We start from the raw sequence: 26,753 nt of genomic DNA, 5'->3' as shown, positions 1-26,753 counted from the left end.
CTTACTCTTTTGCACCGTTTCTCTGGGATTACGGTACGCAACTATGCCAAGGCTAGACTATTTAGCGCTATTTAACTTCTTCATTCTTTTTCTTGTCGCAGCACATGCATTTGCAGCAACAAAATACATTGTATAACCAGGCGATAATAAAGCCTGTGATGAATGCGTCAATAAAACCTATAACACCGCCTAATAAACTTCCCAGGATTGAAGGCGCATATCCAGGATATAAAGAACCCATTGCAATTACAAAACCATGACCATAGGTATAATAATAGGCGAGTAATCCCATTACCAAAATAGATATACCCCAGAGAACCCCAAATGCAAGACCTAGAGCTACAGGGCTTAATTTGCAACCGTTCATGCTTGTCTCTCCTTATAGTGCCATTTAAATTCTAGCCTGGGTGCAGCATAGCAATCCCCGGGTTTCGTTAATGAACTCCTGGGTTCTGCTACGCTGCACCCAGGTTATGAAAACAACGAAACTACAATAAATTCAATTGCTTTTCTCAAAGTATAGACCACTTGAGTACAAACTCGCGCAATGAAAATAGATCCTAATTAATTAACAATTTTTCACAAATTGAAAAATATAAATGTTCTAATAAGCGCAGATCATTTAAAGAGACACATTCATTCACTTGATGGATCGTGGCATTAACAGGGCCAAGCTCTACTACTTCAACGCCATAGGGTGCGATAAAGCGACCATCAGATGTTCCGCCACTGGTAGAAAGCTCGGGTGCATTTCCAGTAAGTTCGATGATTGCTTGCTTACAACTGTCTAATAAAGCGCCTTGAGCTGTCAAGAAAGGCTCGCCACTGAGACGCCATTCAATGACAGGATTGAGAGCGTGCTCATGAAAAGCAGCAACTACTTTTTCTTTTAAGGCGCCGTGTGTTTGCTCTGTTGAGTATCTAAAATTAAGATGTAAAATCAGATCCCCAGGAATTATATTTGCAGCATGCCCTCCTGATTGAAGGTGAGTAATTTGCATGGATGTTGGTGGGAAATGATTATTACCTTGATCCCAAAGTGTAGTGGTCAGTTTCGCTAATGCGGGGCTAATTTTATGGATTGGATTGTCAGCCAAATGTGGGTAAGCAACATGACCTTGTTTTCCATGTAACCTAATTTTGGCGCTTAATGAACCTCGTCGCCCAATTTTAATCACATCGCCTACTTTCTGACTGCTAGAAGGTTCACCAACAATGCAATAATCAATGTGAATACCCTGATTTTGCAAGAGCTGCATGACATAAGGGGTGCCCATATCATAATCATCACCTTCCTCACCACTAGTAATAAGAAAGCCTAATTTTCCTTGAAATTTCGGATAGGTTTTAATAAATCGTTGCGCCATCAGCAACATGCAAGCCAGGCTTCCTTTCATGTCGGCAACACCCCGTCCGTAGAGCATTCCGTTTTTATTCTGGGTCACAAACGGATCAGAAAACCATTTTGCTATATCACCAACAGGAACCACATCCGTATGTCCCGCAAATACTAGCAAAGGTCCAGATTTTCCATAAGATGCGAAGAAGTTGGATACAGACCCCTTATTCATACGCTGACAAGTAAATCCTGCTTGCTCCAAAAATTGGATCATAAATTCTTGGCACCCTGCATCCTCGGGGGTAATCGATGGAAAGCTAACAAGCTTTGCCACGATTTCCTCTAAATCGGTTACCATTCTTTTCGGCTCAATCATATGCTAGTTAGCTCTCAATAGTTCATTTATGCTTACTTTCGCTCGGGTCTTTTCATCTACCTGTTTCACAATGACCGCACAATACAAACTGTAGCTTTTATCTTCACTGGGCAAACTACCGGCCACTACCACAGATCCTTCCGGAATACGACCATACGTAATTTCTCCAGTAAGACGATTGTATATTTTGGTACTTTGTCCTAAATAAACACCCATAGATAAGACCGAGTTTCGCTCCACGATGACTCCTTCAACTACCTCTGAGCGGGCGCCGATAAAGCAATTGTCTTCGATAATTGTGGGGTTAGCTTGCAAGGGTTCTAGTACCCCACCTATGCCTACTCCACCTGAAAGATGAACGTTTTTACCGATTTGAGCACAAGAACCCACGGTTGCCCAGGTATCCACCATTACTCCTTCATCGATATATGCACCTACATTGACATAAGAGGGCATTAAAACACAGTTTTTTGCAATGTATGCTCCTTTGCGGACCATGGCATGCGGTACTACACGTACCCCTGTTTGCTTAAATTGCTCTTCAGTATAGTTATTATATTTAAGCGGTACTTTGTCATAAAACTGACAAAAACCTGAGTCAATTACTTGATTGGGGTAAAGTCTGAAAGATAAAAGAACCGCTTTTTTTATCCATTGATGTACGACCCATTCATTATTTATTTTTTCAGCAACTCGATATTGGCCGCTGTCCAAACAAGAAAGCACTTCATTAACGGCCGTGATGAGTTCCGGAGGAGCACTATCAATTGATAATGTTTGGCGTTGTTCAAAACCTTGCTCTATTATAGTTTGTAACGTCTGCATCTATTTTTCCTATGTTACTTTTGTATTCCGGGTGTATTGTAGCCTGTGTGCAGTGCAGCGGAACCCGGGGAATACTAGGTTCAGTTAAACCCGGGATCCGCTGCGCCCAGGCTACCCAATTAAAATTTAATATGCCAGTGCATATTCCAGATCGGCTTGTAAATCCTCCACATGTTCTATACCCACTGAGAGCCGGATAAATCCGTCTTCTATTCCTAAGGCTTTACGTTTTTCTGGGGGTATCGATGCATGTGTCATGATTGCTGGATGCTCGATTAAGCTTTCTACACCGCCCAGGCTTTCGGCCAGAGTAAATAATTCACAGCGAGCAAGAAAGCGTTTGGCAGCGTCAATACCACCATCAATTACCATGGAAATCATGCCGCCAAACCCATACATTTGTTCTTTAGCTAACTCATGTTGAGGATGGCTTGCAAGGCCAGGATAAATGACCTTTTTTACTCTGGACTGATGACTTAGCCAATTTGCTAAATGATGCGCGTTTTCACAATGTCGCTCCATACGCAATGATAGGGTTTTTAAACTTCTTAAAACCAGAAAACTGTCAAATGGACCTGCAATTCCGCCACAGGAGTTATGGAGAAAAGCAATTTTTTCCGCTAAATTTGGATCGTCACCAACAACCACAACGCCACTGACTACGTCTGAATGACCATTGAGGTATTTAGTTGCCGAATGCAGTACAATGTCAAATCCTAATTCAATAGGTCTCTGAATCCAAGGAGTTGCAAAAGTGTTGTCTGCAACTGCGATGAGATTATGGCGTTTTGCTATCGTTGCTATTTCACGTAAATTGGCTAGTTTTAGCATGGGATTTGAAGGTGTTTCTACCCAAAGCATTCGTGTTTTTGGGGTAATCGCAGCTTCTATATTGCGTGTATCAGTCATGTCTACAAAAGAAAAGGATAACCCGGATGTACGCGTTTTGACCTTGTCAAATAAACGAAAAGTGCCTCCATAAAGATCATCCATCGCAACAACATGATCTCCGGCATCCAATAAATCAACAACTGTATTAATTGCAGCCATTCCAGAAGCAAAAGCAAAACCCCGCTCTCCAGACTCTAAACTGGCAATACATCCTTCATAGGCTCCCCGAGTAGGGTTATGCGTACGAGAATATTCATAACCAAGATGTTCGCCCGGTGCAATTTGTTTGTAGGTTGATGTTGCATATATAGGTGTCATGACTGCACCAGTACTTGGGCAAGGTTTCTGCCCCGCATGAATGGCTCGAGTTTCAAAGTGATTCTTTTTCATTGGACTATCCTTAGAGCTATAAATTTTTTATATCGATACCTTCATCCTTTGGCCTCTGTTCAAACTCGATTGAGGAGGAGAGTGGTTTCGTCGATGCAGTGTTCGAATCCTCATGTACTGATGTGTACACCCCTGTTTTTCGCTCTGCATCTCCTGGCATTTCATTCCCCTCAGTGATTTTGGAAAGAGGCTTTTTTATGGAAGGGCGATCTTTTCAGAGCGGTTTATGTAGGATATTCTAGTGGGGGTTCTATATATAGGCAAGTTCTACTTCTCCAAAGCAAGGCAAGGAGTCTAGGTCTAGGCAAGTTTATACTTCAGGGGCGTTTTGACAATGAAATTTGATATTCACGCTTTATTTTCAGCAAAATACGCACAATGGATTATTATCGCCTTAATTTCGCTTTTTTCCATATTGATTATTACTGAATACGCTACATTGCTATTTTCCCCTGTGCATATCGAGACAGATCTTGAAACAACAAATGAGATGCCGGTGATATCAAACCAAAATTCTTTTGATGCTATTTTACATTCTTCTTTATTTGGCGTTTATGTTTCTGATAATTTATCCACTATTAAGAAATCAATGCTGAATGTTACTTTAGTAGGCATTTTGTTTGCTAATCAGATAAATGATTCTCAAGTAATCATTCGTTCTGCTGATGGAGAGGAAAATACTTATAAATTGGGTGATACAATTCCTGGCGGCGCAGTGATTAAACGCATTATGGCGTCTGGAATTTTGGTTGAACGCAATGGTGCTTTAGAGAGTTTAAGTTTACCCAAAAATGAATTAATCTTTGAACCAGTAGCAAAGCCTTTGGAAGGGGAATAAAAATTTATGAGACGTTTATTTAATCTATTACTCGTTGTAATTTTTATTTCTAATCTTGCCGGGTGTACTATGAGTAATGGGATCAATTTGCGAGAAGGAATTGATAATTTCAGACTCGAGGAGTACCGCAAGGCGTTTATTCGCTTAAAACCATTAGCTCAAAAAGGCCAGCCTGATGCTCAGTATGCTGTAGGTTATATGTACTACTATGGTAAAGGAGTAGTTGAAGATCGAAAAAAAGCCTGGTTTTGGATCAATGCTGCTGCCAATCTAGGGCAGCCTGATGCAAAAGAAGCAATTCGAATACTCGCCAGGGGCGGTTCGTTAAGTTAAAGATATTAGCCCGGGCTTCGCAGAGCTGTACCCATGCTAGGCGGTTTAAAACTGCGTAGTTTTGGGTTCGAATATATCGTCATTTGACTTTTTAGAAGATTGAGAAAAATAATTTGAGATTGAGAAATCGAAAAATAGTAATCCATTTTTATTTCTCGAGTTTTCGTCATCTAACTTTAATTGTGGAGCCATCGAGGCGGATGAGTTCCCCTGCGGGTACTTTTTTTGAATGGATTGGATGAAATCTTGCGGGTGTACCGGTTTAAAGGTGGTAATAATCTTGTCTTGTAACTTGAATAAATAACTATCTACCTTTGTTATATATTGACGGTCTTTTAACAAGAAGCATTGTTCACGTATGCACTTTATCGAAGCAAAAAGCGCAATTAAGTTTTGATGCATGATGTGTGAATCAATAGGAATGTGATCTATTATATTATTGAGCAGGGCGAGTGAAATAATTTGCTCGTCGTATGATAAAGAATCGGATTTTACAGCATTCTGGATTAGGATTTCTAACAGCTCGTCCTTTGTGTAATAATTTGACAAGTATAATTGTGATATCTGGATTAATGTATCAATGGTATCTGAAGCATCAGCACTAATCCGAGTTTGCATCATTTCTTCAGAGTTTATGAAATCACTTATCAAGGATTGGGTTGTACAAAAATGCCCGAAACTATCTCTAGGTTCAATGTGTTCCTGGACTGATTCTTCAAATGATTTGGATTTTTGGGGATCAAAATTTACAAAATATAGCTCGTTAGCGTTGGAGAGCATATCTGGATGTTCGATTACTTTGGTATCTATTAATCGAGCCTGTGCGAGCATATTTCTTAAAAGCGCACCATTAGCAAAATGCTGGTGTTTTATTTCTTCTAAAATTTGGCTGCAATTCATACTTATATAAGCACCTATGCGCAGATCGACGTGATGATTAAAATCATTCTGTGCATTTTTGTGTAATTCTTTAATTAGTTCCTCTGCATAGCTTTCTTTTGCGCATAGTCCATATACTTTTCCACATTGAGCCTGGTCTGTATGAAAGAGACCAAATTTTTGGTGGCTTTCATGGATGATTATCGATAGTTTTCCCTCTATAACAAGAGCTCGAACCGCAGGGTCTAAATGCAAATTTTTATACAAGGCAGTAGTAGCATCAACAATAACGGTGAGAGCTTTATCTCGTTTGCTATCAATAAATTGGTGTTTTACTAACTGATTAATATCAATGCCTGGAATAATACCTTGTTCGTTAACAATTGGACCAGCGGAGATTACCAACACATCTGGATCGGAGGATTCGGCCTCTTTCGTAATATGTTCAAACTCATAATATGCTGTTCCGTATACTTTAATTGTCGGTTGTTTATCGTCTTTAGTTTTCATTTTCTGGGCCAAATGCATGGCAATCACATATGCATTGGTTCCTGACATTGCAAGTGAAGCAAAAAAGGTTGTCTTTGTTAATTGTTCCTTTTCTAGTCCTAATGTATGCAGTAATACCTTTGCTGTTTCGTGCATGAATCTGGAATAATCTTTTTCTAAATGTCTAATGTCGTTTTGTTGTAATAAACCCAAACTGATTTCATGGATGATTGTATAAAGAAAGAAAGCAAATTTTGGATAATTATTTTCATAAAAAAGACAGGTTATATTGAGCATAAGCCCAATACGTTGAATCGCATTTTGATTTAATTCAGGAAGATCGATTAATAATTGTTTTAGTCCTTTAGCTAATTTGTTGGTTGAATGTTCTGAGCTATTAGCAATTAAACTAAGCTTATTAAATGATTTACTTTTTAATAATGCTTCTTTCGTAGTAACTAGATTGAGCGCTGAGTTGATTTTCTCTGGTTTTATAAGAGGATAGGGTGTATTTTTAACATTGATTGCAATTTCCCAAGGGCTTGCAACTAAGCCACAAACACTGAGAATCCCCTTTATTTCATCGGAACTAGGATTGTTATTGGGTACGGCAACCAATGCAATAGAATGCATTGCATCTTTAATAATTTGGGGTTGTGGTTCTATTTTGGGGAAATAACGTCTGGCAATTTCGTCAACAGGAGCATTATCGAGCAAGGTTACTGGTATATAGTCATTTGCTGTCCGTGATGTTTTACTAATGTTGAATGAGTCAATTAAATTATCCAATAAGATTCCAGATAAATCATCGTCTCGATGATATCTTGCTTCGGAGTGAATATAAGGATTATTTATTCGATGTACTGAATCGGATCTGACTTCGGCTATGTGGCTTCCAAATAAGATATGGGCGGGGATGCGTTGTTTTTCCTCTTCATTCATCATTGATAAATAAAAATTATAAGGATTCTCCCCTATTTTTTGTTTCACTTTATGGCTGCGATATGCATGCTGAATTATTTTTGCTGCCCGATTTTGTTGGAATTTTTGCTGTTCTATCGTAAGTGGATCGTCACTCTGTTTACCAACTGTTTTCTTTAGGCTTGAAGAAGTTTTTAATGAAACTCCTACATTTTGAATATACTGGACCAAATTATTTAAAGTAGCAGTGGATTGAATAAATTTTTTCATTAAAAAAAGTCATGCAACAAAAAAATGACATCGTTATACCATAAAGCGCATTAAACGAACATATTGTAATGAAAAGACAATATTTTACTGGTAGGCTGAGCTAGTCCCAAAGAGTTTATTTCTTCTTTTGCAAACCACTTGCCTTGTTTTTCATACAACATTTTACCTAAGACTTTAGTTTTTATACTTAATGCATTGATTTCCAAATGAAAATGGCTGAAACGATGTTTAAAAGCAATCAGTTTTCGGGGTGTTTCTCCTGATAAGTCATAGTTCAAACGAATAAAATCAAGTGGAGAATCTCCTTCATTCAGATTGGGCAAACACCATAACCCTCCCCATAGTCCGACAGGAGGTCTTTTTTCTAAATAGATGTGGCCTTGTTCATTGTATAAGACGAGCAATTGTTGGTATTGGGTAGGTAATGGTTTTTTTATTTTTTTGGTTGGATAGAGATGTTGTTCCTCATGTTTAAATGCCAGGCAGCTATTCTGTAAAGGGCAATTAAGGCAATTTGGATTTTTAGGGGTACAACACATTGCACCTAAATCCATAATCGCTTGAGTGTAATCAGCACAGTGTTCTTGAGGCATACATGAGTTAGCTAGTTCCCATAGTCTTTTTTTTATTTGTGCTTGTTCGGGATAACCCTTAATGCTGAAAAAGCGCGTCAGTACTCGTTTTACATTCCCATCAAGAATAGCAACAGGTTGATTAAAGGCTTGTGACACAATGGCTGCTGCAGTAGAAGGGCCAATCCCTGGTAATTCATTTAATAATTGATAATTATCGGGTAAAACACCGCCATGGTTTTGCATCACTTTTTTTGCAGTTTGATGAAGATTTCTAGCGCGGCTGTAATAACCAAGTCCTGACCATAAAGAAAGTACTTCATCTTCATGTGATTGAGCTAAATCACTTATGCTAGGAAATTGTTGCATAAAACGTTCGAAATAAGGGATAACAGTTTGAACTTGTGTTTGTTGGAGCATAATCTCGGAAATCCATACCCTGTAGGGTGTACGAGGCAATTGCCACGGCAGGTTTTTACGTCCATAAAGAGCAAACCAGTTCAGTAATGGCTTACTAAATTGTTTATATAAATTTTGTTTATCCACTTTTGTAGTACTTTAATGTTTCATTGTGAGGTACTGTAAAAAAAGAACGGATCAAGGTCAATATTAAGAAAAAATTAAAGGTGGCTCGCGAAGTGCCGATATATGGTCTATCGTTTTAATTAGGGTGTCTGTAGTACTCAGGATGGGTCAAATCAAGCTGAATCATTTTGCTAAAGATTGTAGCGACGGCTTATTATATTGAAGCAGTGAGTTTTTAAGATTTTTTCGTAAAGCGGGTTGAATGTTACAAGACAAAAAAGATCTTAAGTGAATGCGCAGATTCAATGGATTAAGCGTGTGCTGTAAATCTGTTGGTGAGAGATTTAGGTACAAATCAAGGAGGGATTATGCGCCATAGCCAACATGAAATAGTGATATTAAAACCTACAGCTGTTTTTTTATCATTTCTTGCCTCACAACTACCTGATACAAAACTACCAGATCTTAGATTGTTACAAATTGATAATACTGCTTATGTATTGCAAAAACAAAATTCAGATGATGCAACCTTGGATGAAATAGAAAAACATTTTTCAAAAATGTTTCGCCACGAAATTTGTCGTTGGTTAGGTGATAAAGCACGTAACGAAATAGAAACCAATTTTCTTGATTTTCTTTGTTGTTTTAAATTTGAATTGCACAACCATATTGTGTTGATGGAACCTTCAATAGAAACAAGTCATCAATTATTGCTCATTAAGCCTCGTGCTGCTCTACTCGATTGGATCAAAGAATCACTTGAGGGCCAAGAAGATTTGTCTGATGTTATTGAAAAAGTAGAATTATCGCATTTGGAAGAAAATGCTACTGCTTTGGTGAGGAACTTCTCTAATTTGACGGATATAAAACCTTTTATTAAAGAGAACTATATTCCAATTTACTCGGCAGCGATGAGTCGTATGTCGAGTATACCTGCTCAATGGCCATCGATTGATTCATATCAAACTTTTAGTCAGTATTTTGCTATTGAAATTCACACTCAATTGATTCATTTGTCTCATTCTAGGAGTTGATTATGGAGCCAGTCAGTATAGCGCTTATTTGTGCTGCAGTATTGGGAACAGTTGTTGTTTTGGCTGCATTCATTAGACAAATTCTGTTGAGTAGAGACAAGCAATTAAATGATACGGCACAAAGCAGGGCCTTATCTCAGGAAGTTAAAGAATTAGAAAAAATGCGTACCCAAATGCAAAGTGAGAAACGGTTTGATTCTCATTACCAGGTTCTTGGGGCTAATAAAGATGCAATTAAGTACATAGATACTAAAATAGAGGAGATTTTAATCAAAAAAAAAGAATTGATTGAGCGTTATGCCAAAGCCATTATAAAAGAATCAGACTCTATAGTTAGTGGGGAGATCTCATCTGAGCGCAAAATTGCATGCGATCGCCTAAGAGAGGAAATTGATCGCGAGATTGCATTTTATGATACTGAACTCAAGCAATTACAAGAAAGGAGAGCTACTCTATGGGATGCGCATACTGATTTTCAAAAATTTCTTTTGAACCAAGAAAAAGCTCGGAATGACAGTTTGGATAATGTATATAAACAGCATTCAGCACTATTGGAAAAAGTATATTTGCGTCATATTGATAATACAGAAATTATAGCTGTCAAGGCCATGGAAGCTTCATCAATGACTTTTAAAGATATGTTGATGATACCAATACAATTTTTGATGCAATATTTTGGAGTAAGTCCTGGAATTTCGTTGATTCAAACGCGAGTTGAGCATGTGGCGCGTAGTGAGGTAGATAAAATACAAAATGAAATAAATAATCCACCAGCTAAGAAACAAGAAAATCAGGAAATTAAAGATGCGAAGGTATCTGTAACCCATCTGGATGAAGTACACGATAGCAATGAAGAAAAAGAGAAAGAAGAGGAGAGACATCATTCCATGACATTTGCTTGAAAATTATTCTCATCATTCATTTAGTGACATTTATGGTTGTTTATATTACAATTCATTTTGCATTTTTTTGCAGGAATGCAAGATTCTGAGCTAATTGATGGAGATATATTGATGGCAAAACATCGTTATTTGTGGTTTATGACATTTATGTTATGTTCTATTCTGGCTCTGCCAGGACATAGTGCAAGTGTAAACTCTCTTCTTCCTGATGAACAAAATACAGTGCAAGTATTTCATGATGCCGCACCTAAAGTAGTTTATGTTCACAGGCTGGCAACAATAACAAACAGGTCGTTACAGAAAAAACAAGTATCAGATGGCGCAGGCTCTGGAATTGTTTGGAATAACAGTGGCTATATAGTCACTAATTATCATGTCATCAAAGGGGCTGATAAGTTAGCTATTACTTTAGGTAATTTGACAGTACCGGCTAAGGTTGTTGGTGCAGAACCACGTAAAGACATCGCTGTATTAAAGATTGAATCGCCACAAGCTTTGGCTCTACTTAAAGAGTTTAAACCGTTTGAAGTAGTACATCTGCATGAGCTCATGGTAGGACAAAAGGCCATTGCTATTGGTAATCCTTTTGGCCTGGATCATAGCTTATCTAAGGGGGTAATTTCTGCCTTGGGTAGAAAGGTTCCTGGAATTGGCGGAGTTACAATTCGCAATATGATTCAGACAGATACACCAATTAATCCCGGTAACTCAGGTGGTCCGTTATTGAATAGTGCGGGACAGTTAATTGGTATGAACACGATGATTTATTCTAATTCAGGATCGTCTGCCGGAATTGGATTTGCTGTCCCTGCTGATGATATTGATCGTATCGTGTCGCAAATTATTAAAAATGGTCGAGTTGTATTGTCTGGTATAGGTATCCAAAGTGTGCCTCCAAATGTTGCTCGCCAATTAGGTATACGTAAAGGGATATTAATTGCGGATGTTTTACACAATACACCTGCGGATAAAGCTCATTTACGAGGTACGCACAGAGATGCTTGGGGACGTATCGAGTTAGGTGATATTATTGTTGCACTTAATGGACATGCTGTTCCTAACTACGATGTCTTATATAACATGCTTACCGAAATAAAAGTAGGCGAGCAAATAACTGTATCCATTCAACGCGGTAATAAGCAGATGGATGTGAAAATGAGAACAATTGATATAGCAGGGATTTAGGTTTTTACTCGGTTTTTTCTGCTAATACATACAGCCTGGATTGCAGTTTTAGATCCAGGCTGTATGCTTTTATAAGTCTTTAAATTGATTCGCCAAGGAGAATAAGGATGTTACTTAACAAAGAGGATTCACTTTTATTGTTGGTCGATGTACAAGAAAAATTAACACCAGCTGTATTAAATAGTGAAGCATTTATTGTGCGCTGTGAATGGCTCTTAAAATTAGCCAGAAAAATCGGCGTGCCAATTTTGGTTAGCGAACAATATCCGCAAGGTCTTGGTTCAACTCTGAAACAATTTCACTCGTATTTTGATCAACAACAATGTATAGATAAAGTAAGTTTTTCCTGTATGGGTGAGCCTAAATATTTGGAGCGATTAGAGCGGCTTAATAAAAAACAATTAATCCTTATCGGCATTGAAACGCATGTTTGTGTTTTGCAAACAGCCTTGGAAATGAAACAAGCAGGATTTGATGTTTTTGTTGTTGTCGATGCAGTAAGTTGTCGTGGTGAGCAAAATATGAAATATGGACTGAAGCGAATGAAAAGTGAAGGGATTCATTTGGTTACTTCTGAAATGGTATTTTTTGAGTGGTTAAGAAAAGCGGGGACTCCTGAATTCAAACAATTGAGCAAAGAGTTTTTTTAGGACCTGTTTACATCTCTACTACCTTGGTCATTTTGGCTCAAGCTCTTGAAATGTAACAAACCCCAGTTCATTCCGCCTGGGGCTGCAGCGTAGCGAAACCCGGTCTAAAAATATAGAATTCCCGGGTTCTGCTACGCTCCGCCAGGCTAAAAATTATGGAGAATAATAGTGAATTTTACGAATCAAATCGCATTGATAACAGGTGGTGCTTCAGGTATGGGAAAGGAAAGTGTTCACTACCTTAAAAAGCGTGGAATGCGAGTTGTGGCATGGGATAAGCAAATCGACGACCAGAACGAAGCTGATTTATTTATAAGCTGTGACGTAACCAGCGATGAATCGGTCGAAAAGGCAATGCAACAGACTATAGAGCAATTGGGAGTTCCAAGAGTTTGTGTTAATTGTGCAGGAATTGCTCCAGCAAAGCGTATTGTTGGAAAAGAGGGCGCTATGCCTTTAGCCGCCTTTAAACAGGTTATCGATGTAAATTTAATTGGCACTTTCAATGTAATGAGGGTTGCAGCACATGCAATGAGCAGTTTGGAGTTGGAAAGTAATTCCCAGGAGAGAGGAGTTATCATAAACACGGCCTCGATTGCGGCATTTGAAGGGCAAATTGGCCAGGCGGCATACAGTGCTTCCAAGGGCGGGGTCGTTGCGATGACGCTTCCTGCTGCACGCGAGTTTGCTCAGCTTGCCATTCGCGTAAATACCATAGCTCCCGGACTAATCGCTACACCTATGCTGTTGAATATGCCACAAGAGGTACAAGACAATTTGATAGCAACCATGACTTTTCCCAAGCGATTTGGGAAGCCCGAGGAATTTGCTTCATTAGTAGCGCATATCATTGAAAATGGAATGATAAATGGTGAGGTGATTCGTTTGGATGGGGCTCTTCGTATGCGATAACTCTCTTGAGTTTTAAGGTTGTTCGTTAGTGTCTACGTCGCATACCCGACTGCGTCATCCTGAAGAGTTTACGATTTAAGATCTCCTGATTAACCATACCCATTTTCTGGAGATCCCCCACCACGTTGGGGAGTATGTATTTTCCGCTATTGTTGCCTGAGAGGATCAGTGTGAAACCCAGAAATTCTAATTTTTTCTTATTTAACTCAAATTTTAAAAGCCCTTTTTATATGAGGATACAAAAGTTTTTTTTAAGGAAGGAGTTACAATAACCTCTTGCTTAAACAGGCTTAAATTTCTTTTTAAAGACATATGTTCTAAATCATCTACTTGACTGGGGATTATTTCAGCATCCTCCTCACCCTCTTCGGATAGCTCATCTACGTAATGAGGGTTAATTTCATCAGTATCAACCAAAACAACCTGTTTTGGTGGCGTGCCCTGAGGGCCGTTTTCCCAGCCCATTACGATCTTTTGTTTTCCTGCTTCTACCAATCCATCTTTTTCGCCTAAATCAACCCAACGATGTCCTGAGCTATCAATAACCAAATAGGCTTTATAAGCGGCTATCTCGGTATATATACCTTCATTCGCTAATTTTAATTGAAGTTCCTCTATGAATGCTTTCGCCTCTCCAAGATAGCATGCAATGAACGTAATTCGTTTTACTGCGCTTAAGGAACAATCTTCTACCAAACGCTCTACCAGCATATCTACGTCACAGCCGGAAAATTTTTGTTTTCCTTGAGCACTGTGACCAATCAAGCATAAACGAGATTGGGAAGTTAATTGACTCAGATCAGGATAACTTTCAAGTAGAGATGAGTAAAACAATCGATTTTCTTCTTTAAAAAGAGACCCTAGCAAGTTTTTAGAGTTCTCCTTTATTACGCTCTCTGTGGTTGACTTATCAGAGAAAAATTCAACTACAACAGTCTGGTCATATTTTTTGGTAAAGAATTTCATATGAAGAAAAAAAAAATTTATCCTGATTATACATTTTTTTGACTTTATTGTGTAAAAATAATTCTATTTATATTTGGCATTGTTTATTGGTAAGCGGATTTTTTGATGTATTTTCTGGGTTCAGCTCTGCTTTCACCCAGAATCTAATGCTTTGTATTTTTAAGCTTCTTGGTGATGTGAGTTTTCTTTTGTTGATTCTATGTTTCCATGAGACGTATAAACACTGATCGCATTTGTTTGATTTCCTGACAGTGTATTGACAATTTCTTGACGGACATAAAGATTATTGGCTATTACTTGTCCATTTACTGCATTTAATTCGCGACAGCGTGAGAGAAGTTCAGCAAGCTTGGAATTAAGTTGATTGATCTGATCGACCTCTTCAATACTACAATCCTTAAGAAATTCTGTTAAAACCTGATTCATCGTTAGATTGGGATTGCTATGATTAATAATTTGCATCCGTTGTTTGGCGCTTTCTTCCAATTTATTAGATAATTCTTGCTTTTTATTCGCAAACTCTTCAAGCCTATTAAATTCTCGAGACATCAATATTTCTTTTTCTTCAACCAACAAAGAATTGAGCGTTTCTATCCAATTAATTTCTTGTGCCAAACAGTTACTCAATGCTTTCTTATTATTATCCATATAATTGCCCTTAGAAATTAAGCTGGTTCTACATTTAACATTTTCATGGCAATTTTGTCACTATCAATCTGATAATTTCCAAGCGCTATTTCAGTTTTAAAATATAAAACACGAGCTTCATTGACTTCAGATGCTTCCTTTAGGGAGTTTTTAATTGCCTCTAATTGTTTGGAGGTGTCACTTATGCTGACAAATGAAGAGGGATCTTCAATCAAACTTTTAATTTTTTCTTGATGTGTTGCTTTTAAACGATTGTCTGTATCTAGAGTTTTTACAGGAACTGCATCGCTGATTTGATTAAACATAATTTGTCCTCAATCACGTTTGACTTCTAAATGTATCGGCCACTTTTTAAAAATCTTTAGTAAATTTTAGTTAGTTATTGATTTTTTTAGATAATAACATTCACTTTCTTTGCGTCAGTAATCTGAGCTTCAATAATTTTTTTGGAAGAAAGATTACGCACTTTAATGGTTTCACCCAATGTACCTTCTTCCATAGCGACACCATCCATACTTATAGTTAAATTATTATCATTGACTACAATAGAAACACGTTCTCCTTTATTAATCAATTTTGCTGCTTCAATATTATGAGGATTTAGCGGGCTATTAGGTGAAATATTTTGTTTGCAAATTTGTCCTACTAATAAATCCTTTTCAGTGAAATAGCCTTTATTTAATCGTTGTACGTCCATTTCTGTTTGATAGATATCATCTTGAGTAAGTCGACTGCCTTTTATTAGAGCACGTTTTGCGACATAGATCGTTTTTAAAACTGTTATTTTAACGGGAACATATAAGGACCAGTGATTATCATTTTCTTGACATTTAATGCCCATTGTACTGGTGTTTAAGATAGGGGATTGGTAGGGGTTAAAAACAACAAGCTGATCTTCAGCACATGCTTTGAGATTTAAACGAGAATCAATTTTATCCGCTGTAACCTGAATTGTTCCTTCTTTATATGAAGAAAGTTCATTACGTATATGTTGTTCTATTTTGTTTGTTAAGATTTCAGGTGACTGAATTACATCCGCGTGTAATCCTGTACTTGAAAAAAATAGTAAAACACTTAGTATGCACTTGTTCACAAATAATCCCTCTTTGAGTAACTTGTTGTAAATAGCAAATATTATGCCAATTTTCAGGAGAGTATTACATGACGATTCGTTTCAGTATTTATGCAGCGATTCTATTGATATGCCAATTACCAGTCCATGCAGAAAGTCATCGTCCTCAAGAATTTTTGCAATCTATCAGTGGTACAAAAAATGAAGGCGAACAAATTTATCATCATTTTTGTGCAAATTGTCATGCAAACAAACCACTAATTCCTCTAGGTGCACCAAGAATTGGTGAAGAAGATGATTGGAAAATGCGTTTAAAACAAGGGATGAAAGTCCTCTTTAAACATACTGATGAGGGTTTAAATGCAATGCCAGCAAGAGGGGGGTGCTTTGAATGTACAGATAAACAATTGATGCGCGCCATTCAATTTATGCTTCCAAAGCACCCCAAAAAATAGCCATTTAATACCCTTTAAGCTCACAAAAAAAACACAATGTAAAAAATATTTATAAAAAAACCTAAACCTATTTTTAATTCTCCCGATAAATAAGAAAAAAAGAGGGAGAAATAAAGTGAAAAAATATCTAGTGTTGGTACCAGTGTGTGCTTTAGCAACATCCTGTGCTTCCATGGATAGGTCAGTCCCTATTACTGATGATGCTGGCTATACTCATTATACGATGAGCATGCAATCAGACCATAAGGGCTCAAACTACTTTCCCATGAAAAGACCGGCAACAGGGAAAAAAGTGATTGTATTTGACCCTAAAGCAACAGCGTGGGCGGCTTACGATAAAGACGGTAATAGGGTAAATACCGGAAGTGCTTCTGGGGGTAAGGATTTTTGTGAAGATGCTGGTAAACCATGTCGAACTGTGACTGGGACATTCAGCGTTTATTCTAAAAAAGGTGAAGATTGTACCTCCAGTATTTATCCATTAGAAACACATGGCGGTGCAAGAATGCCATACTGTATGCATTTCCATGGTGGGTATTCCATCCATGCAGCGTACGAAGTACCTAACTACAATGCAAGCCATGGTTGCATCCGTGTTTTACCTAGTGCAGCAAAATGGTTAAACGAAGATTTTGCTGATATTGGTACTACAGTGATTGTTAAACCCTACTAATCAATTTGGTATCAGCGATGTTTTGCTGTCATATTGACGATAAATCAGCATGATAATCTCCACTAATGCCCTGCATTAAGCAGGGCTTTTTCATGAGACTTCCTCAAAAACTTTATTTCAGCCCAGGCTTGCTTCGTCGATACCGTGCTCGAATACGCATGAACTTGCGTGCACACTCCAGTTCAGCACCTAGTGTCTCTTCGCACACTTCTCTCTATAGCGAGTTTCCGAAGAAATCCATTATAAATTCATTTATTTTTGCTGACTAATAACTTGCTAATAAGAGAATCGCAATTTACTATCGAGGTTTTTAAATCTGGATGCATGACATTATGATTCTTTGTATTGATGTTGGAAATTCTCATATCTATGGTGGTGTTTTTGATGGAGAAGAGATAAAGCTTCGTTTTCGTCATACTTCTGCAGTGAGTACATCTGATGAATTGGGCATCTTTTTGAAAAGTGTTTTGAGAGAGAATAATTGCGCTCCCGAAGCTATTAAACAGATTGGCATTTGCTCTGTGGTACCTCAAATTGATTATTCATTGCGATCAGCGTGTGTTAAATATTTTTCTTTAGAACCTTTCTTGTTGCAGGCAGGAGTTAAAACGGGTCTTAATATCAAATATCGCAACCCCATAGAAGTGGGTGCTGACCGAATAGCCAATGCAATTGCAGCAACGCATAGCCATCCAAACCAAAACGTGATTGTTATTGATTTTGGCACCGCGACTACCTTTTGTGTCATTAGTGCTCAAAAAGCATATATGGGAGGCGCAATATTGCCAGGGGTTAGGCTCTCTGTTGATGCTTTATCAAAAAACACAGCAAAATTACCTGCTGTTGAAATCATAAAAATCGAAAATTCAGTGGGGCGCTCGACAATAGAAAGCATTCAATCTGGCGTTTATTATGGTGCAATTGGTGCTTGCCGTGAATTGATTCAACGCCTAAATCAGGAGGCGTTTGGCGCTGAAAAAGCATTGGTATTAGCAACAGGCGGTTTTGCTTCCTTATTTGAAAAACAAGGCTTGTATGATCATCTAGTTCCTGATTTGGTTCTGCAAGGGATAAGACTCGCAGCGTTGATGAATTGAATTCAATAAGTCATCTGTGAATAAAAATACCAAACGTTTTGGTTCTTCTCGGCAAAATCTTAAGGCATGGTTCTTAGTTAGAGATAAAATCTTATGCGAACCAAATTTTAAGTCGTATGTCTGTCATCCAAATTCATTGTACATCACTTCATAAATCTTATGTTTTAGATGAGGCCTGTTTAAATAATACATTTTCTCATTTCCTGCATGACTGGAAGAAGGCCACACAGCCAGTCTCATTTATTTAATTCTATACGTGGTTACAAATTCCGCATAAAAATCAAATTTTAATCATTCATTTCATAATCCATATATAAATTAACTAAAAAGTGGTTTTTTATCTTGACGCATGGAGAAATGTGTTTCTATAGTGTAGAAAAGTGGGGTAAAATAATAAAAAAGTGGAGAATTGTGGAGGGAGAAAAACTTCCACATAAAATAAACCATGTTTCGTGGAATAAATGCCATCACCATTGATACTAAAGGGCGCTTAGCAATCCCTACGCGTTATCGATCCGCGTTAGGTGCTGAAGAAAAAACGCCTTTGGTGGTGACTATTGATACCGAGGAAACATGTTTATTGCTCTATACCGCGGCTCAATGGCAAATAATCGAAGATAATTTGCAGAAATTGCCTAGTTTTAATGCTGCCGCACGAAGAATACAGCGTTTATTGATTGGACATGCAACTGATGTCGAATTAGATGCAAATGGACGGGTGTTACTACCCACAGTTTTAAGAAATTATGCACAGTTGGAAAAAGATGTAGTGATGATAGGCCAAGGAAATAAATTTGAAGTTTGGAATAAGGATCTTTGGGAAACCCGACGTGAACAATGGTTGGCTGAGGAAAGTTCCGGAACTAGCGGATTACCCGATGAAATGAAAACGTTTTCTTTGTAATGGAAACAAAAATGGCGATGCATCAATCAGTATTACTTCATGAATCAATAGAGGGCCTGGCAATTAAAAGCGGAGGCGTCTATTTTGACGGTACTTTTGGCCGTGGAGGCCATAGTACGGAAATTTTGCGTCATTTAAACGATCAAGGTCGTTTATATGCCATAGATAAAGATGTAGAAGCAATCGCATATGCCAACGAACATTTTGGCCAAGATAATCGTTTTCATATATTTCAAGGTTCATTTGCACGAATTGAAGAGTTTGCGACCCAAGCCGGTGTGTTGGGAAAAGTAGATGGTATTTTGCTGGATTTAGGTGTGTCTTCACCACAATTGGATAATCCAGAAAGAGGCTTTAGCTTTATGCAGCAAGGACCATTGGATATGCGTATGGATTTATCTCAACCAATGAGTGCTGCGCGATTTGTTAATGAGGCCGAGGCAGAAGAAATGGCCTCTGTTTTCAGATTGTATGGTGAGGAACGTTTCGCTGGCCGAATCGCAAAGGCAATTGTTGCTGCCAGGAATATAGCTCCTATCTCCACAACATTACAATTGGCCGAAATTGTGAAAGAAGCAAATCCTAAATGGGAAAAACACAAACATCCTGCAACACGTGTGTTTCAAGCAATACGAATTTACATCAATCAGGAATTAAATGATTTAAAGAGCTGTTTGGAACAATGTCTCAATGTTCTAGCGCCCAAAGGTAGGCTGGCTGTGATTAGTTTTCACTCCCTGGAGGATCGCATAGTCAAACAATTTATGCGTGATAAAGAAGAAGGGGACAAGCCTCCCCCGGAAGTGCCCATTCGTCATGAGGCATTAAAAACAAATTTTAAAAGAATAGGTAAGGCGATTATGCCACAAGAAATTGAAGTAAAAGAGAATGTTAGATCTCGAAGTGCTGTACTAAGAATAGGGGAGAAATTAGCATGAACGCTGCAGCGAAAGTAATCAATCAAGGTACCTTATTTAATGGTCAACTGGCAGATATGCATATGTCAAAATCATTATACATGCTGATTATATTATTGGTTGCTGTGTTAGTGAGTGCTTTGGCCGTTGTATATAGTACCAATTCATACCGAGTCACTTTAAGTAAAGTAGAACAACAAGAGCAGTTAACCCACTATTTACAGCTGCAATGGGGGCAATTGCTCTTAGAACAGGCAAGTCTAGCTACACCCGCACGAGTAGAGGAGTTAGCTGCTGAAAAATTACAAATGGTTTTACCAACATCCACAAATACTTATTGGTTACAAGCACAGCAGTAGAAGTTTTTGTTTTAAACGAGTACCATTGCCATTTGGTTTTAGTGTAACGTAGCCTGGGTGGAGTATGGTGGTAACCTGGGAGTTTTAGTGCAATCAAACCCAGGTTATGGCGTTGCCTTCACCCTGGCTACAGATGGATTATATCCATGAAAAACTCAACTCATTTAAACAGACTGATTGTAGTATCTACTTTTTTTGCATTGATTTTACTCATTTTGATTTGGCGTATGGTTGATCTCACCGTACTGCATCGCCAATTTCTACAAGGGCAAGGCAATGCCCGGAGTTTGCGTGTTGTAGATATTCCTGCTCATCGAGGGATGATCATGGACAGGAATGGTACTCCTTTGGCAATTAGTACTCCTGTAGAATCGGTATGGGTGAATCCTAAAGAGTTTTCACCTGACAAAGAACAATTTATGTCCTTAGCCGAATATCTGAATTTAACTCCCCAGCAGTTAAGTAGAAAGATAGTAGATGCAGAAAAAAAAGAATTGGAATTTCTCTATTTACAAAGACAATTACCTCCTCCTTTAGCTAAAAAAATAAAAACGCTAAAAATTCCAGGTGTTAATTTTCAAAAGGAATTCAAACGGTATTATCCTGATTCGGACAGCATTTCTCAATTAGTTGGATTTACCAATGTAGATGATCAAGGTCTGGAGGGAATTGAACTAGCTTATCAAGATTGGCTCAAGGGTGTTGTTGGTAAAAAAAGAGTAATTAAAGATCGTTTAGGACGAATTATTGAAGAACTTGGCGTGATAAAAGAACCACGTCCAGGACGTGATATGGCTTTGAGTATTGATAGACGTTTACAATATTTAGCATACAGTGAATTAAATAAAACGGTTGAGGAATTTGCTGCTAAATCGGGTTCTGTTGTTGTAGTTGATACAGAAAACGGTGAGATTTTGGCTATGGCTAATGTTCCTTCCTATAATCCTAATTCTCGGGGACGTTACGATAAAGATTCGTACAGGAACAGAGCTGTTACCGATACATTTGAGCCCGGTTCAGTCATTAAAACGTTTAGTATCGCCAGTGCTTTGGAAACCGGTTTATTTACCCCTTCGACGATTATTGATACGAATCCAAGTTGGATGAGTGTTCAAGGTCGTACAGTTCGCGATATTCATAACTATGGTGTCCTCGATGTAACGGGTGTATTGCAACACTCAAGTAACGTAGGGGTTACAAAGATGGTTTTAGCCAGCCCTCCAGAGCAATTAATTGGATTGCTGCAACGTTGTGGTTTTGGACAACGAACTGAAAGTACTTATCCTGGTGAAAGTGAGGGAGGAATTGTTAGTGTTAAAGATGCAAAACCGTTTGTATTGGCTACATTAAGCTTTGGTTATGGCTTGTCAGTTACAGCATTGCAATTAGCCAAGGCTAATATGGTTTTTGCGAATAAAGGTAAATTGATTCCGGTGACTTTACTGCATAATGATCCCCCAACAGCAGGTGTGCAGGTAATGAAATCTGAGACAGCTCAACAGGTATTATCTATGATGGAAGCTGTTTTAGGGAAGGATGGTACTGGAAAAGCAGCAAGAGTACCTGGATATCGAGTAGCAGGAAAAACAGGGACAGCACGTGTAGCAGGAAAGGATGGTTATAAAGACAGAAAATATACAGCAAGTTTTATAGGTATTGCACCAGTTTCAAAACCCAAATTTGTTGTAGTAGTAATAATTCATGAACCTTCACGCAAAGGTTATTATGCTGCAGCAGTTGCAGCTCCCTTGTTTGCTAAAGTGATGTCGGGAGCTTTGCGATTGTTTAATATACCTACTGATGAGTTGGTAGGATAAATCTCGGCTCGTAAACGATCTTTAGTAAATGTAGCCTGGGTAGCGTACCGTAATCGGGATGCAGTATTTCCAACCCCAGGTTCCGCCGTGCTCCACCCAGGCTATTTTTTAGAACTATTAGGAACCTAGTGATGAAACTTTCACAATTATTAAAACCTTGGATGCATCACATAAAATCAGATTGTATTGTTACAGGTCTGGAAAATGACAGTCGTCGCATTCAACCAGGGGATTTGTTTGTCGCTTATGCAGGTGCAGTAGCTGATGGCCGTTTATTTATAAATAAAGCTGTTTCTGCGGGTGCTGTTGCGATTGCTTATGATCCCTCTGATTTTCCCAAGGACTGTATATTACCTGAATCAATCCCTTGTATCCCTGTTCCTGAATTAGCAACACAGCTGGCGGCAATTGCAAAGCAGTTTTATGACGATCCTGGTCGCTTTTTAACCGTCACCGGAGTAACCGGAACTAACGGTAAAACAACAATTGCATTTCAATTAGCTCAGGCCCATCATTTAATGGGACAAGGAGCTGCATATATAGGTACAATTGGACAAGGCAATGTAGATAAACTCCAATTATTGGATAATACAACCCCAGATGCTCTTTGTTTACAGAAGCTATTACATCAATATAAAAATCAAGGTATTAAACAAGTATGTATGGAAGTATCTTCTCATGCTCTTGCACAACATCGAGTTGATACGATTGAATTCAAGCAGGCAATATTTACTAATCTAACACTTGATCATCTCGATTATCATCTCAATATGCAAAATTATGCAGCTGCAAAAGCAATCTTGTTTGCGAGGGAATCATTACAATGGGCGATTATTAATCAAGATGATCCTTATCAAAGAATAATGGCGGACGCAGTCAAGCCCCATGTAACGAAATTAACTTATGGAATACACCAAAACTCTGATGTAAAAGTCGTAGATTGGTCTATGGATATAAAGGGTTCAGAAATTGAAGTACGCTCCCCATGGGGACAGCATCAATTAAGAATAAATGCCCTAGGACAATTTAATATTTATAATAGTCTGGCTATATTTAGTAGTTTATTGGCATCTGATTATGCACCTACACAAGTTGTGGAAGTGATGACTCAATTAAAAGCAGCTCCTGGGCGGATGGAAATTATTTCCAATGCTCCCTATGTACTAGTTGATTATGCACATACTCCCGATGCTTTGGAAAATGCGCTACTTACTTTAAATCAATTAAAAAAAGGGCGTTTGTGGGTGGTGTTTGGTTGTGGGGGAGACAGAGATAAAAGCAAGAGACCCGTGATGGGAAGTGTTGCAAGTAAGCTTGCTGATCAAATCATAATTACCAGCGATAATCCACGTACAGAAGATCCACAAATCATTGTCAATGAAATAGCACAAGGTATTCCAAAATCATCCAATGTTATTCAACTTGTCGATCGTGAAGAAGCAATTGCTTATGCATTAAATGAAGCAGATGAGAATGATATTATTTTAATTGCAGGTAAAGGACATGAGGCTTATCAACAGATTGGCTCAGTAAAACATGCTTTTTCAGATCAAGATGTAGTAAAAAAATTAATCCAGAAATAATTAAGGGATATGATTTGTAAAAAGAGGGCTTGTAATTTTTGTAGCCTGGGTGAACTGTGGCGAAAGTCGTGAATCCTACGGTAAGTAGGACTAGTCCACGGGTTTCACTACGGACCCAAGCTACGGTTTTATCTTAATGAGCTTTATGTATGTATTGCTTGAACTTCATAGGTGACATTTCTTCATAGTCTTTAATTGCTACTGCAAAAAGGTCCGGATTATTTGTTTCGTAGATACAAACTAATTCATCGTCTTGACCAGACTCAGGGACTCCTGGAGCAGTCAAACCTGCTAAAATATCATTAGTGATATCTATTGTATCTTCTTCAGATTCTGCCTCTACAGGCCCAATAGCAAAACCCCAGCTAGAAGAAGTATTGTAGTGATTTACTGAATAACCAATATAATAGTGATAGCCCAGTTGTGAAGCCATTGTGATTCCTACAGATTGAATATCACTCAATTTAGGGCAGACAGCATCCTCTGCAAAAGCTGAACCAGCAAGAACCAATGCTGCTGCAAAAGTTGATAATTTTAATCCTAAAGACATAACACATACTCCTTTGTTTTTTTTAAAATCGGAAAAAGAGTATCATTTGATTTCCAAATTTACAATGGACATGTTTGGATTTAATAATGAGCACCAAGGTATCAATTTGAGCGTTAATTGTTCTTATTTTTATAAACCCAGTAATAATTTAGTTTTATAGTTCAAAGTTGAGTCCACAAAGTACTGCGAAAAATCATGACGTGTTTGATGATTTTTACGCAAACTTAAGAACGCAGCTTTTTTGTCTGTAGCTTGTTTTAATAATAATGTTTCTTCAAGAGGGTTATAAATTTTTAAAATAGTTTCGTACCATAATTTATCGTTTTCATAGCTTAAAAATTGAGGTACCAAAGGGGCTGCAAATTGTGGCGGAGCAAGCCCTGCAATTTGGTGCAAAGCGGAGCTCACTACAGCAACAGCAGCATATTTCGCTTCAAGACTATGACCGGCAATATGAGGTGTACAGATAGTGGATTTATCGATGACTCGTGCGTTAATATCTGGTTCATCAAGATATACATCGGTGCAATAGATTAGTGATTTTGAAGAATAGAGCAGCTCTACTTCATTAACAATTCCACCTCGTGCTGCATTGATAATAATGCAACCGGGTTTTAATCGATCGAGAACATTCTGATTAATTAAATTGGTAGTTGGATAGGGATGATTACTATGTAATTCAGCATGGATACAGAGTAGATCAACTTGATACAACTCCTCCAAGCTGCAACTTTGAAAAGCTGCAGGTTCACGTGTTGCTTTGAGAGGATCATAAGTGACTATTTCAAAATCGGCTGCTTGCAAACGTGCAGCGACCTTGGTTCCCACTTTTCCAAGACCAATGATGCCTGCTTTATTCCCATGGATAAGGTGCTGTTGTTCCAAAAAAGCAAGACATGCAACCACATAATCAGCAACTGCTTGAGCATTGGAGCCCTTTGCATCAATTACCTGAATATTCTGAGAGCCTAACCAGAGGTGATCTAGATGATCGGTACCACTGCTTGCAGTAGCAACATACTGCAAACAATGATTTTTTAATAAAGATTGATTTACTTTTAGCGTAGAACGACAAAGTAGAATATCTTGTCCAGGAAGTAACTGAGCTATTTCATCGGGATGATGATATTCGGTTAAGTGAAAAGGCTTGGGAAAAGCCTGCTTCAACCCTGGAAGTGAAGCATCAGCAAGAATATTCATAGTGAGTACTTATCCCAAATCAAAAGAATGTCTCGTCTAAAATTTTTGTATTGATCGCTCAAATCGTCACCATTTATATCTTGAAAATGGCGCTTAGTGCGATAAGCCCTAGATTGATTAACGGGGTCAGTATCATGCCCAAAACACCTGTAAACACTAAAAGAATTAGAATAAAAAATCCATAAGGCTCTATTTTTTCGTAAGCCATAGCTTGTTTCGGAGGTAAAAGGCTGCTGACAACTCGACTTCCATCCAGAGGTGGAATTGGGAGTAAATTTAATGCAGCCAAAATCAAATTAATAAATACGCCTGCTTGAGCAGTAGCGTAAAGAAAAAGCACTGCCATCGAGGTATTAGGATTTAAGATGAGCGCGATTTTATCACAAGCAGCCCATAAAAATGCCATAAGAATATTCGCAAATGGTCCGGCAAGGGTTACCAGAATCATATCGCGTCGAGGATGACGAAACTGGTTCCAGTTAATAGGTACAGGTTTTGCGTATCCAATGACAAAATTAAATTGAGTTAAAATACCAACCAGTAAGGGGATGAGAACAGTACCTATGGGGTCAATATGTCGAAGAGGGTTTAAGCTTAATCGACCAAACATTTTTGCTGTAGTATCGCCGCATCGATACGCCACGTACGCATGAGCTGCTTCATGTAAGGTAATGGCAAGTAAAATGGGAATGGCCCAAATACATATTTTTTGGATCAAAGTAAATTCTATCATTAAAAAAATGACCAGTAATCAATGTATTCTGATTCTATCGAATAGTTGCTTCCAATAACAAGTAAAAAGGTTCTAAAGTCTTCTTTTCTCGCAATGTCTTTCATTTTTAAAGTTATTTTTAATTTATACTTTATACAAAATGAGATTTTGTAACTCCCCACGTCATCCCGAACCCGAGCGCAGCGAGGGTGAGGGATCTCCTGTCAGGTGGAACAATTTTTAAAGAATCGATTGATACAAATCATTCCACTCTGGGTTCAATGCATTAATCAAATCATGCTTCTTTTTTCGTGACCAACCCTTGATTTGTTTTTCTCGTTCAATGGCTACAATGATACTCCCACACGCTTCATAGTATACCAATCGATCCACGTTGTATTTTTTGGTGAATCCAGCAACTAGCTTATTTTTGTGCTCATAGACACGACGAATCAAATCATTGGTAATG

The 26,753-nt window shown here is 38.2% G+C and carries 30 protein-coding genes; 15 read left to right on the top strand and 15 right to left on the bottom strand.

Features of this window, described 5'->3' with window-relative positions; genetic code table 11:
- Positions 1-67 precede the first annotated feature (67 nt).
- The 5 genes from BW930_RS09875 to BW930_RS16945 all read right to left on the bottom strand — a co-directional run bounded on the left by BW930_RS09875 (position 68) and on the right by BW930_RS16945 (position 3,981).
- Positions 68-367 carry a bacteriophage holin gene (locus BW930_RS09875; protein ID WP_058468388.1) on the bottom strand — a complete coding sequence of 100 codons (300 nt, stop codon included), beginning with the start codon at positions 365-367 and terminating at the stop codon, positions 68-70.
- Between the two features lie 193 nt (positions 368-560).
- Positions 561-1,697: a succinyl-diaminopimelate desuccinylase gene (gene dapE, locus BW930_RS09870; RefSeq protein WP_115266164.1), complete on the bottom strand. Its 1,137-nt coding sequence runs from the start codon at positions 1,695-1,697 to the stop codon at positions 561-563.
- Positions 1,698-1,718: 21 nt separating this feature from the next.
- Positions 1,719-2,540: a 2,3,4,5-tetrahydropyridine-2,6-dicarboxylate N-succinyltransferase gene (gene dapD / locus BW930_RS09865; protein WP_058468386.1), complete on the bottom strand. Its 822-nt coding sequence runs from the start codon at positions 2,538-2,540 to the stop codon at positions 1,719-1,721.
- A gap of 126 nt (positions 2,541-2,666) precedes the next feature.
- Positions 2,667-3,821: a trans-sulfuration enzyme family protein gene (locus BW930_RS09860; protein ID WP_058468385.1), complete on the bottom strand. Its 1,155-nt coding sequence runs from the start codon at positions 3,819-3,821 to the stop codon at positions 2,667-2,669.
- A gap of 16 nt (positions 3,822-3,837) precedes the next feature.
- Positions 3,838-3,981, bottom strand: a complete 144-nt coding sequence (locus tag BW930_RS16945; RefSeq protein ID WP_115266165.1) for a hypothetical protein — start codon at positions 3,979-3,981, stop codon at positions 3,838-3,840.
- 174 nt (positions 3,982-4,155) lie between these two features.
- Between BW930_RS16945 and BW930_RS09850 the strand changes: the two genes are divergently transcribed.
- Both BW930_RS09850 and BW930_RS09845 read left to right on the top strand, forming a co-directional pair.
- On the top strand, positions 4,156-4,659 hold the full coding sequence (locus BW930_RS09850) for a type II secretion system protein N (RefSeq protein WP_058468384.1): 504 nt from the start codon (positions 4,156-4,158) through the stop codon (positions 4,657-4,659).
- Between the two features lie 6 nt (positions 4,660-4,665).
- Positions 4,666-4,992 (top strand): tetratricopeptide repeat protein, encoded by a 327-nt coding sequence (locus tag BW930_RS09845; protein WP_058468383.1) that lies wholly within the window; start codon positions 4,666-4,668, stop codon positions 4,990-4,992.
- Between the two features lie 45 nt (positions 4,993-5,037).
- Here the strand turns inward: BW930_RS09845 and BW930_RS09840 are convergent, their stop codons facing one another.
- Positions 5,038-7,551 (bottom strand): hypothetical protein, encoded by a 2,514-nt coding sequence (locus BW930_RS09840; RefSeq protein ID WP_058468382.1) that lies wholly within the window; start codon positions 7,549-7,551, stop codon positions 5,038-5,040.
- A 50-nt stretch (positions 7,552-7,601) separates the two neighbouring features.
- Positions 7,602-8,669, bottom strand: a complete 1,068-nt coding sequence (gene mutY / locus BW930_RS09835) for an A/G-specific adenine glycosylase (protein WP_058468381.1) — start codon at positions 8,667-8,669, stop codon at positions 7,602-7,604.
- 347 nt (positions 8,670-9,016) lie between these two features.
- On the opposite strand from mutY, the gene BW930_RS09830 reads away from it, so the two are divergent.
- The 5 genes from BW930_RS09830 to BW930_RS09810 all read left to right on the top strand — a co-directional run bounded on the left by BW930_RS09830 (position 9,017) and on the right by BW930_RS09810 (position 13,331).
- Positions 9,017-9,682: a hypothetical protein gene (locus BW930_RS09830; RefSeq protein ID WP_058468380.1), complete on the top strand. Its 666-nt coding sequence runs from the start codon at positions 9,017-9,019 to the stop codon at positions 9,680-9,682.
- A gap of 2 nt (positions 9,683-9,684) precedes the next feature.
- On the top strand, positions 9,685-10,584 hold the full coding sequence (locus tag BW930_RS09825; protein ID WP_058468379.1) for a hypothetical protein: 900 nt from the start codon (positions 9,685-9,687) through the stop codon (positions 10,582-10,584).
- Positions 10,585-10,695: 111 nt separating this feature from the next.
- Positions 10,696-11,769, top strand: coding sequence for a S1C family serine protease (locus BW930_RS09820; RefSeq protein ID WP_058468378.1), 1,074 nt, complete (start codon positions 10,696-10,698; stop codon positions 11,767-11,769).
- A 107-nt stretch (positions 11,770-11,876) separates the two neighbouring features.
- A complete protein-coding gene (locus BW930_RS09815) occupies positions 11,877-12,419 on the top strand; it encodes an isochorismatase family protein (protein WP_058468377.1) in 543 nt (180 codons plus the stop codon).
- 168 nt (positions 12,420-12,587) lie between these two features.
- The gene (locus tag BW930_RS09810) at positions 12,588-13,331 is read left to right on the top strand and encodes an SDR family NAD(P)-dependent oxidoreductase (RefSeq protein WP_058468376.1); all 744 of its coding nucleotides are present in this window, start codon (positions 12,588-12,590) and stop codon (positions 13,329-13,331) included.
- A 213-nt stretch (positions 13,332-13,544) separates the two neighbouring features.
- On the opposite strand, the gene BW930_RS09805 is transcribed toward BW930_RS09810, so the two are convergent.
- From BW930_RS09805 to flgA, 4 genes are all read right to left on the bottom strand, one after another.
- Positions 13,545-14,297: a C80 family cysteine peptidase gene (locus BW930_RS09805; RefSeq protein ID WP_058468375.1), complete on the bottom strand. Its 753-nt coding sequence runs from the start codon at positions 14,295-14,297 to the stop codon at positions 13,545-13,547.
- 159 nt (positions 14,298-14,456) lie between these two features.
- The gene (locus tag BW930_RS09800; RefSeq protein ID WP_058468374.1) at positions 14,457-14,945 is read right to left on the bottom strand and encodes a flagella synthesis protein FlgN; all 489 of its coding nucleotides are present in this window, start codon (positions 14,943-14,945) and stop codon (positions 14,457-14,459) included.
- Between the two features lie 17 nt (positions 14,946-14,962).
- The gene (flgM, locus tag BW930_RS09795; protein WP_058468373.1) at positions 14,963-15,250 is read right to left on the bottom strand and encodes a flagellar biosynthesis anti-sigma factor FlgM; all 288 of its coding nucleotides are present in this window, start codon (positions 15,248-15,250) and stop codon (positions 14,963-14,965) included.
- An 86-nt stretch (positions 15,251-15,336) separates the two neighbouring features.
- Positions 15,337-16,038, bottom strand: coding sequence for a flagellar basal body P-ring formation chaperone FlgA (gene flgA / locus BW930_RS09790; protein ID WP_058468372.1), 702 nt, complete (start codon positions 16,036-16,038; stop codon positions 15,337-15,339).
- A gap of 68 nt (positions 16,039-16,106) precedes the next feature.
- Here flgA and BW930_RS09785 point away from each other — a divergent pair, with 68 nt between their 5' ends.
- The 8 genes from BW930_RS09785 to BW930_RS09750 all read left to right on the top strand — a co-directional run bounded on the left by BW930_RS09785 (position 16,107) and on the right by BW930_RS09750 (position 23,822).
- Positions 16,107-16,472, top strand: a complete 366-nt coding sequence (locus BW930_RS09785; protein ID WP_058468371.1) for a c-type cytochrome — start codon at positions 16,107-16,109, stop codon at positions 16,470-16,472.
- Between the two features lie 115 nt (positions 16,473-16,587).
- Positions 16,588-17,145 (top strand): L,D-transpeptidase, encoded by a 558-nt coding sequence (locus BW930_RS09780; RefSeq protein WP_058468370.1) that lies wholly within the window; start codon positions 16,588-16,590, stop codon positions 17,143-17,145.
- A 332-nt stretch (positions 17,146-17,477) separates the two neighbouring features.
- A complete protein-coding gene (locus BW930_RS09775; RefSeq protein WP_058468369.1) occupies positions 17,478-18,242 on the top strand; it encodes a type III pantothenate kinase in 765 nt (254 codons plus the stop codon).
- A gap of 445 nt (positions 18,243-18,687) precedes the next feature.
- Positions 18,688-19,146, top strand: coding sequence for a division/cell wall cluster transcriptional repressor MraZ (gene mraZ / locus BW930_RS09770; protein WP_058468368.1), 459 nt, complete (start codon positions 18,688-18,690; stop codon positions 19,144-19,146).
- Positions 19,147-19,157: 11 nt separating this feature from the next.
- Positions 19,158-20,084 (top strand): 16S rRNA (cytosine(1402)-N(4))-methyltransferase RsmH, encoded by a 927-nt coding sequence (rsmH, locus tag BW930_RS09765; protein WP_058468539.1) that lies wholly within the window; start codon positions 19,158-19,160, stop codon positions 20,082-20,084.
- Positions 20,081-20,422, top strand: a complete 342-nt coding sequence (gene ftsL, locus BW930_RS09760) for a cell division protein FtsL (RefSeq protein WP_058468367.1) — start codon at positions 20,081-20,083, stop codon at positions 20,420-20,422. The genes rsmH and ftsL overlap by 4 nt, the downstream gene beginning before the upstream one ends.
- 146 nt (positions 20,423-20,568) lie before the next feature.
- Positions 20,569-22,239: a peptidoglycan D,D-transpeptidase FtsI family protein gene (locus BW930_RS09755; protein ID WP_058468366.1), complete on the top strand. Its 1,671-nt coding sequence runs from the start codon at positions 20,569-20,571 to the stop codon at positions 22,237-22,239.
- A gap of 131 nt (positions 22,240-22,370) precedes the next feature.
- Positions 22,371-23,822 carry a UDP-N-acetylmuramoyl-L-alanyl-D-glutamate--2,6-diaminopimelate ligase gene (locus BW930_RS09750; protein ID WP_058468365.1) on the top strand — a complete coding sequence of 484 codons (1,452 nt, stop codon included), beginning with the start codon at positions 22,371-22,373 and terminating at the stop codon, positions 23,820-23,822.
- A 133-nt stretch (positions 23,823-23,955) separates the two neighbouring features.
- On the opposite strand, the gene BW930_RS09745 is transcribed toward BW930_RS09750, so the two are convergent.
- The 4 genes from BW930_RS09745 to BW930_RS09730 all read right to left on the bottom strand — a co-directional run.
- The gene (locus tag BW930_RS09745; RefSeq protein WP_058468364.1) at positions 23,956-24,372 is read right to left on the bottom strand and encodes a DUF4949 domain-containing protein; all 417 of its coding nucleotides are present in this window, start codon (positions 24,370-24,372) and stop codon (positions 23,956-23,958) included.
- Positions 24,373-24,501: 129 nt separating this feature from the next.
- The gene (locus BW930_RS09740) at positions 24,502-25,572 is read right to left on the bottom strand and encodes an NAD(P)-dependent oxidoreductase (protein WP_058468363.1); all 1,071 of its coding nucleotides are present in this window, start codon (positions 25,570-25,572) and stop codon (positions 24,502-24,504) included.
- A 73-nt stretch (positions 25,573-25,645) separates the two neighbouring features.
- A complete protein-coding gene (locus BW930_RS09735; protein WP_058468362.1) occupies positions 25,646-26,305 on the bottom strand; it encodes a site-2 protease family protein in 660 nt (219 codons plus the stop codon).
- 219 nt (positions 26,306-26,524) lie between these two features.
- Positions 26,525-26,753, bottom strand: a 229-nt coding sequence (locus BW930_RS09730) for a GIY-YIG nuclease family protein (RefSeq protein WP_076547515.1), incomplete at its 5' end; no start/stop codon positions are given.

Origin of the sequence: Fluoribacter gormanii (assembly GCF_900156395.1) — a bacterium.
GTDB lineage: Bacteria > Pseudomonadota > Gammaproteobacteria > Legionellales > Legionellaceae > Legionella > Legionella gormanii.
This window is presented reverse-complemented; position numbering and strand designations above follow the sequence as displayed.

Coding starts and splice junctions, on each gene's coding strand:
- BW930_RS09875 (WP_058468388.1), bottom strand. CDS start 367: ATGAACGGTTGCAAATTAAGCCCTGTAGCTCTAGGTCTTGCATTTGGG.
- dapE (WP_115266164.1), bottom strand. CDS start 1,697: ATGGTAACCGATTTAGAGGAAATCGTGGCAAAGCTTGTTAGCTTTCCA.
- dapD (WP_058468386.1), bottom strand. CDS start 2,540: ATGCAGACGTTACAAACTATAATAGAGCAAGGTTTTGAACAACGCCAA.
- BW930_RS09860 (WP_058468385.1), bottom strand. CDS start 3,821: ATGAAAAAGAATCACTTTGAAACTCGAGCCATTCATGCGGGGCAGAAA.
- BW930_RS16945 (WP_115266165.1), bottom strand. CDS start 3,981: ATGCCAGGAGATGCAGAGCGAAAAACAGGGGTGTACACATCAGTACAT.
- BW930_RS09850 (WP_058468384.1), top strand. CDS start 4,156: ATGAAATTTGATATTCACGCTTTATTTTCAGCAAAATACGCACAATGG.
- BW930_RS09845 (WP_058468383.1), top strand. CDS start 4,666: ATGAGACGTTTATTTAATCTATTACTCGTTGTAATTTTTATTTCTAAT.
- BW930_RS09840 (WP_058468382.1), bottom strand. CDS start 7,551: ATGAAAAAATTTATTCAATCCACTGCTACTTTAAATAATTTGGTCCAG.
- BW930_RS09830 (WP_058468380.1), top strand. CDS start 9,017: ATGCGCCATAGCCAACATGAAATAGTGATATTAAAACCTACAGCTGTT.
- BW930_RS09825 (WP_058468379.1), top strand. CDS start 9,685: ATGGAGCCAGTCAGTATAGCGCTTATTTGTGCTGCAGTATTGGGAACA.
- BW930_RS09820 (WP_058468378.1), top strand. CDS start 10,696: ATGGCAAAACATCGTTATTTGTGGTTTATGACATTTATGTTATGTTCT.
- BW930_RS09815 (WP_058468377.1), top strand. CDS start 11,877: ATGTTACTTAACAAAGAGGATTCACTTTTATTGTTGGTCGATGTACAA.
- BW930_RS09805 (WP_058468375.1), bottom strand. CDS start 14,297: ATGAAATTCTTTACCAAAAAATATGACCAGACTGTTGTAGTTGAATTT.
- BW930_RS09800 (WP_058468374.1), bottom strand. CDS start 14,945: ATGGATAATAATAAGAAAGCATTGAGTAACTGTTTGGCACAAGAAATT.
- flgM (WP_058468373.1), bottom strand. CDS start 15,250: ATGTTTAATCAAATCAGCGATGCAGTTCCTGTAAAAACTCTAGATACA.
- BW930_RS09785 (WP_058468371.1), top strand. CDS start 16,107: ATGACGATTCGTTTCAGTATTTATGCAGCGATTCTATTGATATGCCAA.
- BW930_RS09775 (WP_058468369.1), top strand. CDS start 17,478: ATGATTCTTTGTATTGATGTTGGAAATTCTCATATCTATGGTGGTGTT.
- mraZ (WP_058468368.1), top strand. CDS start 18,688: ATGTTTCGTGGAATAAATGCCATCACCATTGATACTAAAGGGCGCTTA.
- rsmH (WP_058468539.1), top strand. CDS start 19,158: ATGGCGATGCATCAATCAGTATTACTTCATGAATCAATAGAGGGCCTG.
- ftsL (WP_058468367.1), top strand. CDS start 20,081: ATGAACGCTGCAGCGAAAGTAATCAATCAAGGTACCTTATTTAATGGT.
- BW930_RS09755 (WP_058468366.1), top strand. CDS start 20,569: ATGAAAAACTCAACTCATTTAAACAGACTGATTGTAGTATCTACTTTT.
- BW930_RS09750 (WP_058468365.1), top strand. CDS start 22,371: ATGAAACTTTCACAATTATTAAAACCTTGGATGCATCACATAAAATCA.
- BW930_RS09745 (WP_058468364.1), bottom strand. CDS start 24,372: ATGTCTTTAGGATTAAAATTATCAACTTTTGCAGCAGCATTGGTTCTT.
- BW930_RS09740 (WP_058468363.1), bottom strand. CDS start 25,572: ATGAATATTCTTGCTGATGCTTCACTTCCAGGGTTGAAGCAGGCTTTT.
- BW930_RS09735 (WP_058468362.1), bottom strand. CDS start 26,305: ATGATAGAATTTACTTTGATCCAAAAAATATGTATTTGGGCCATTCCC.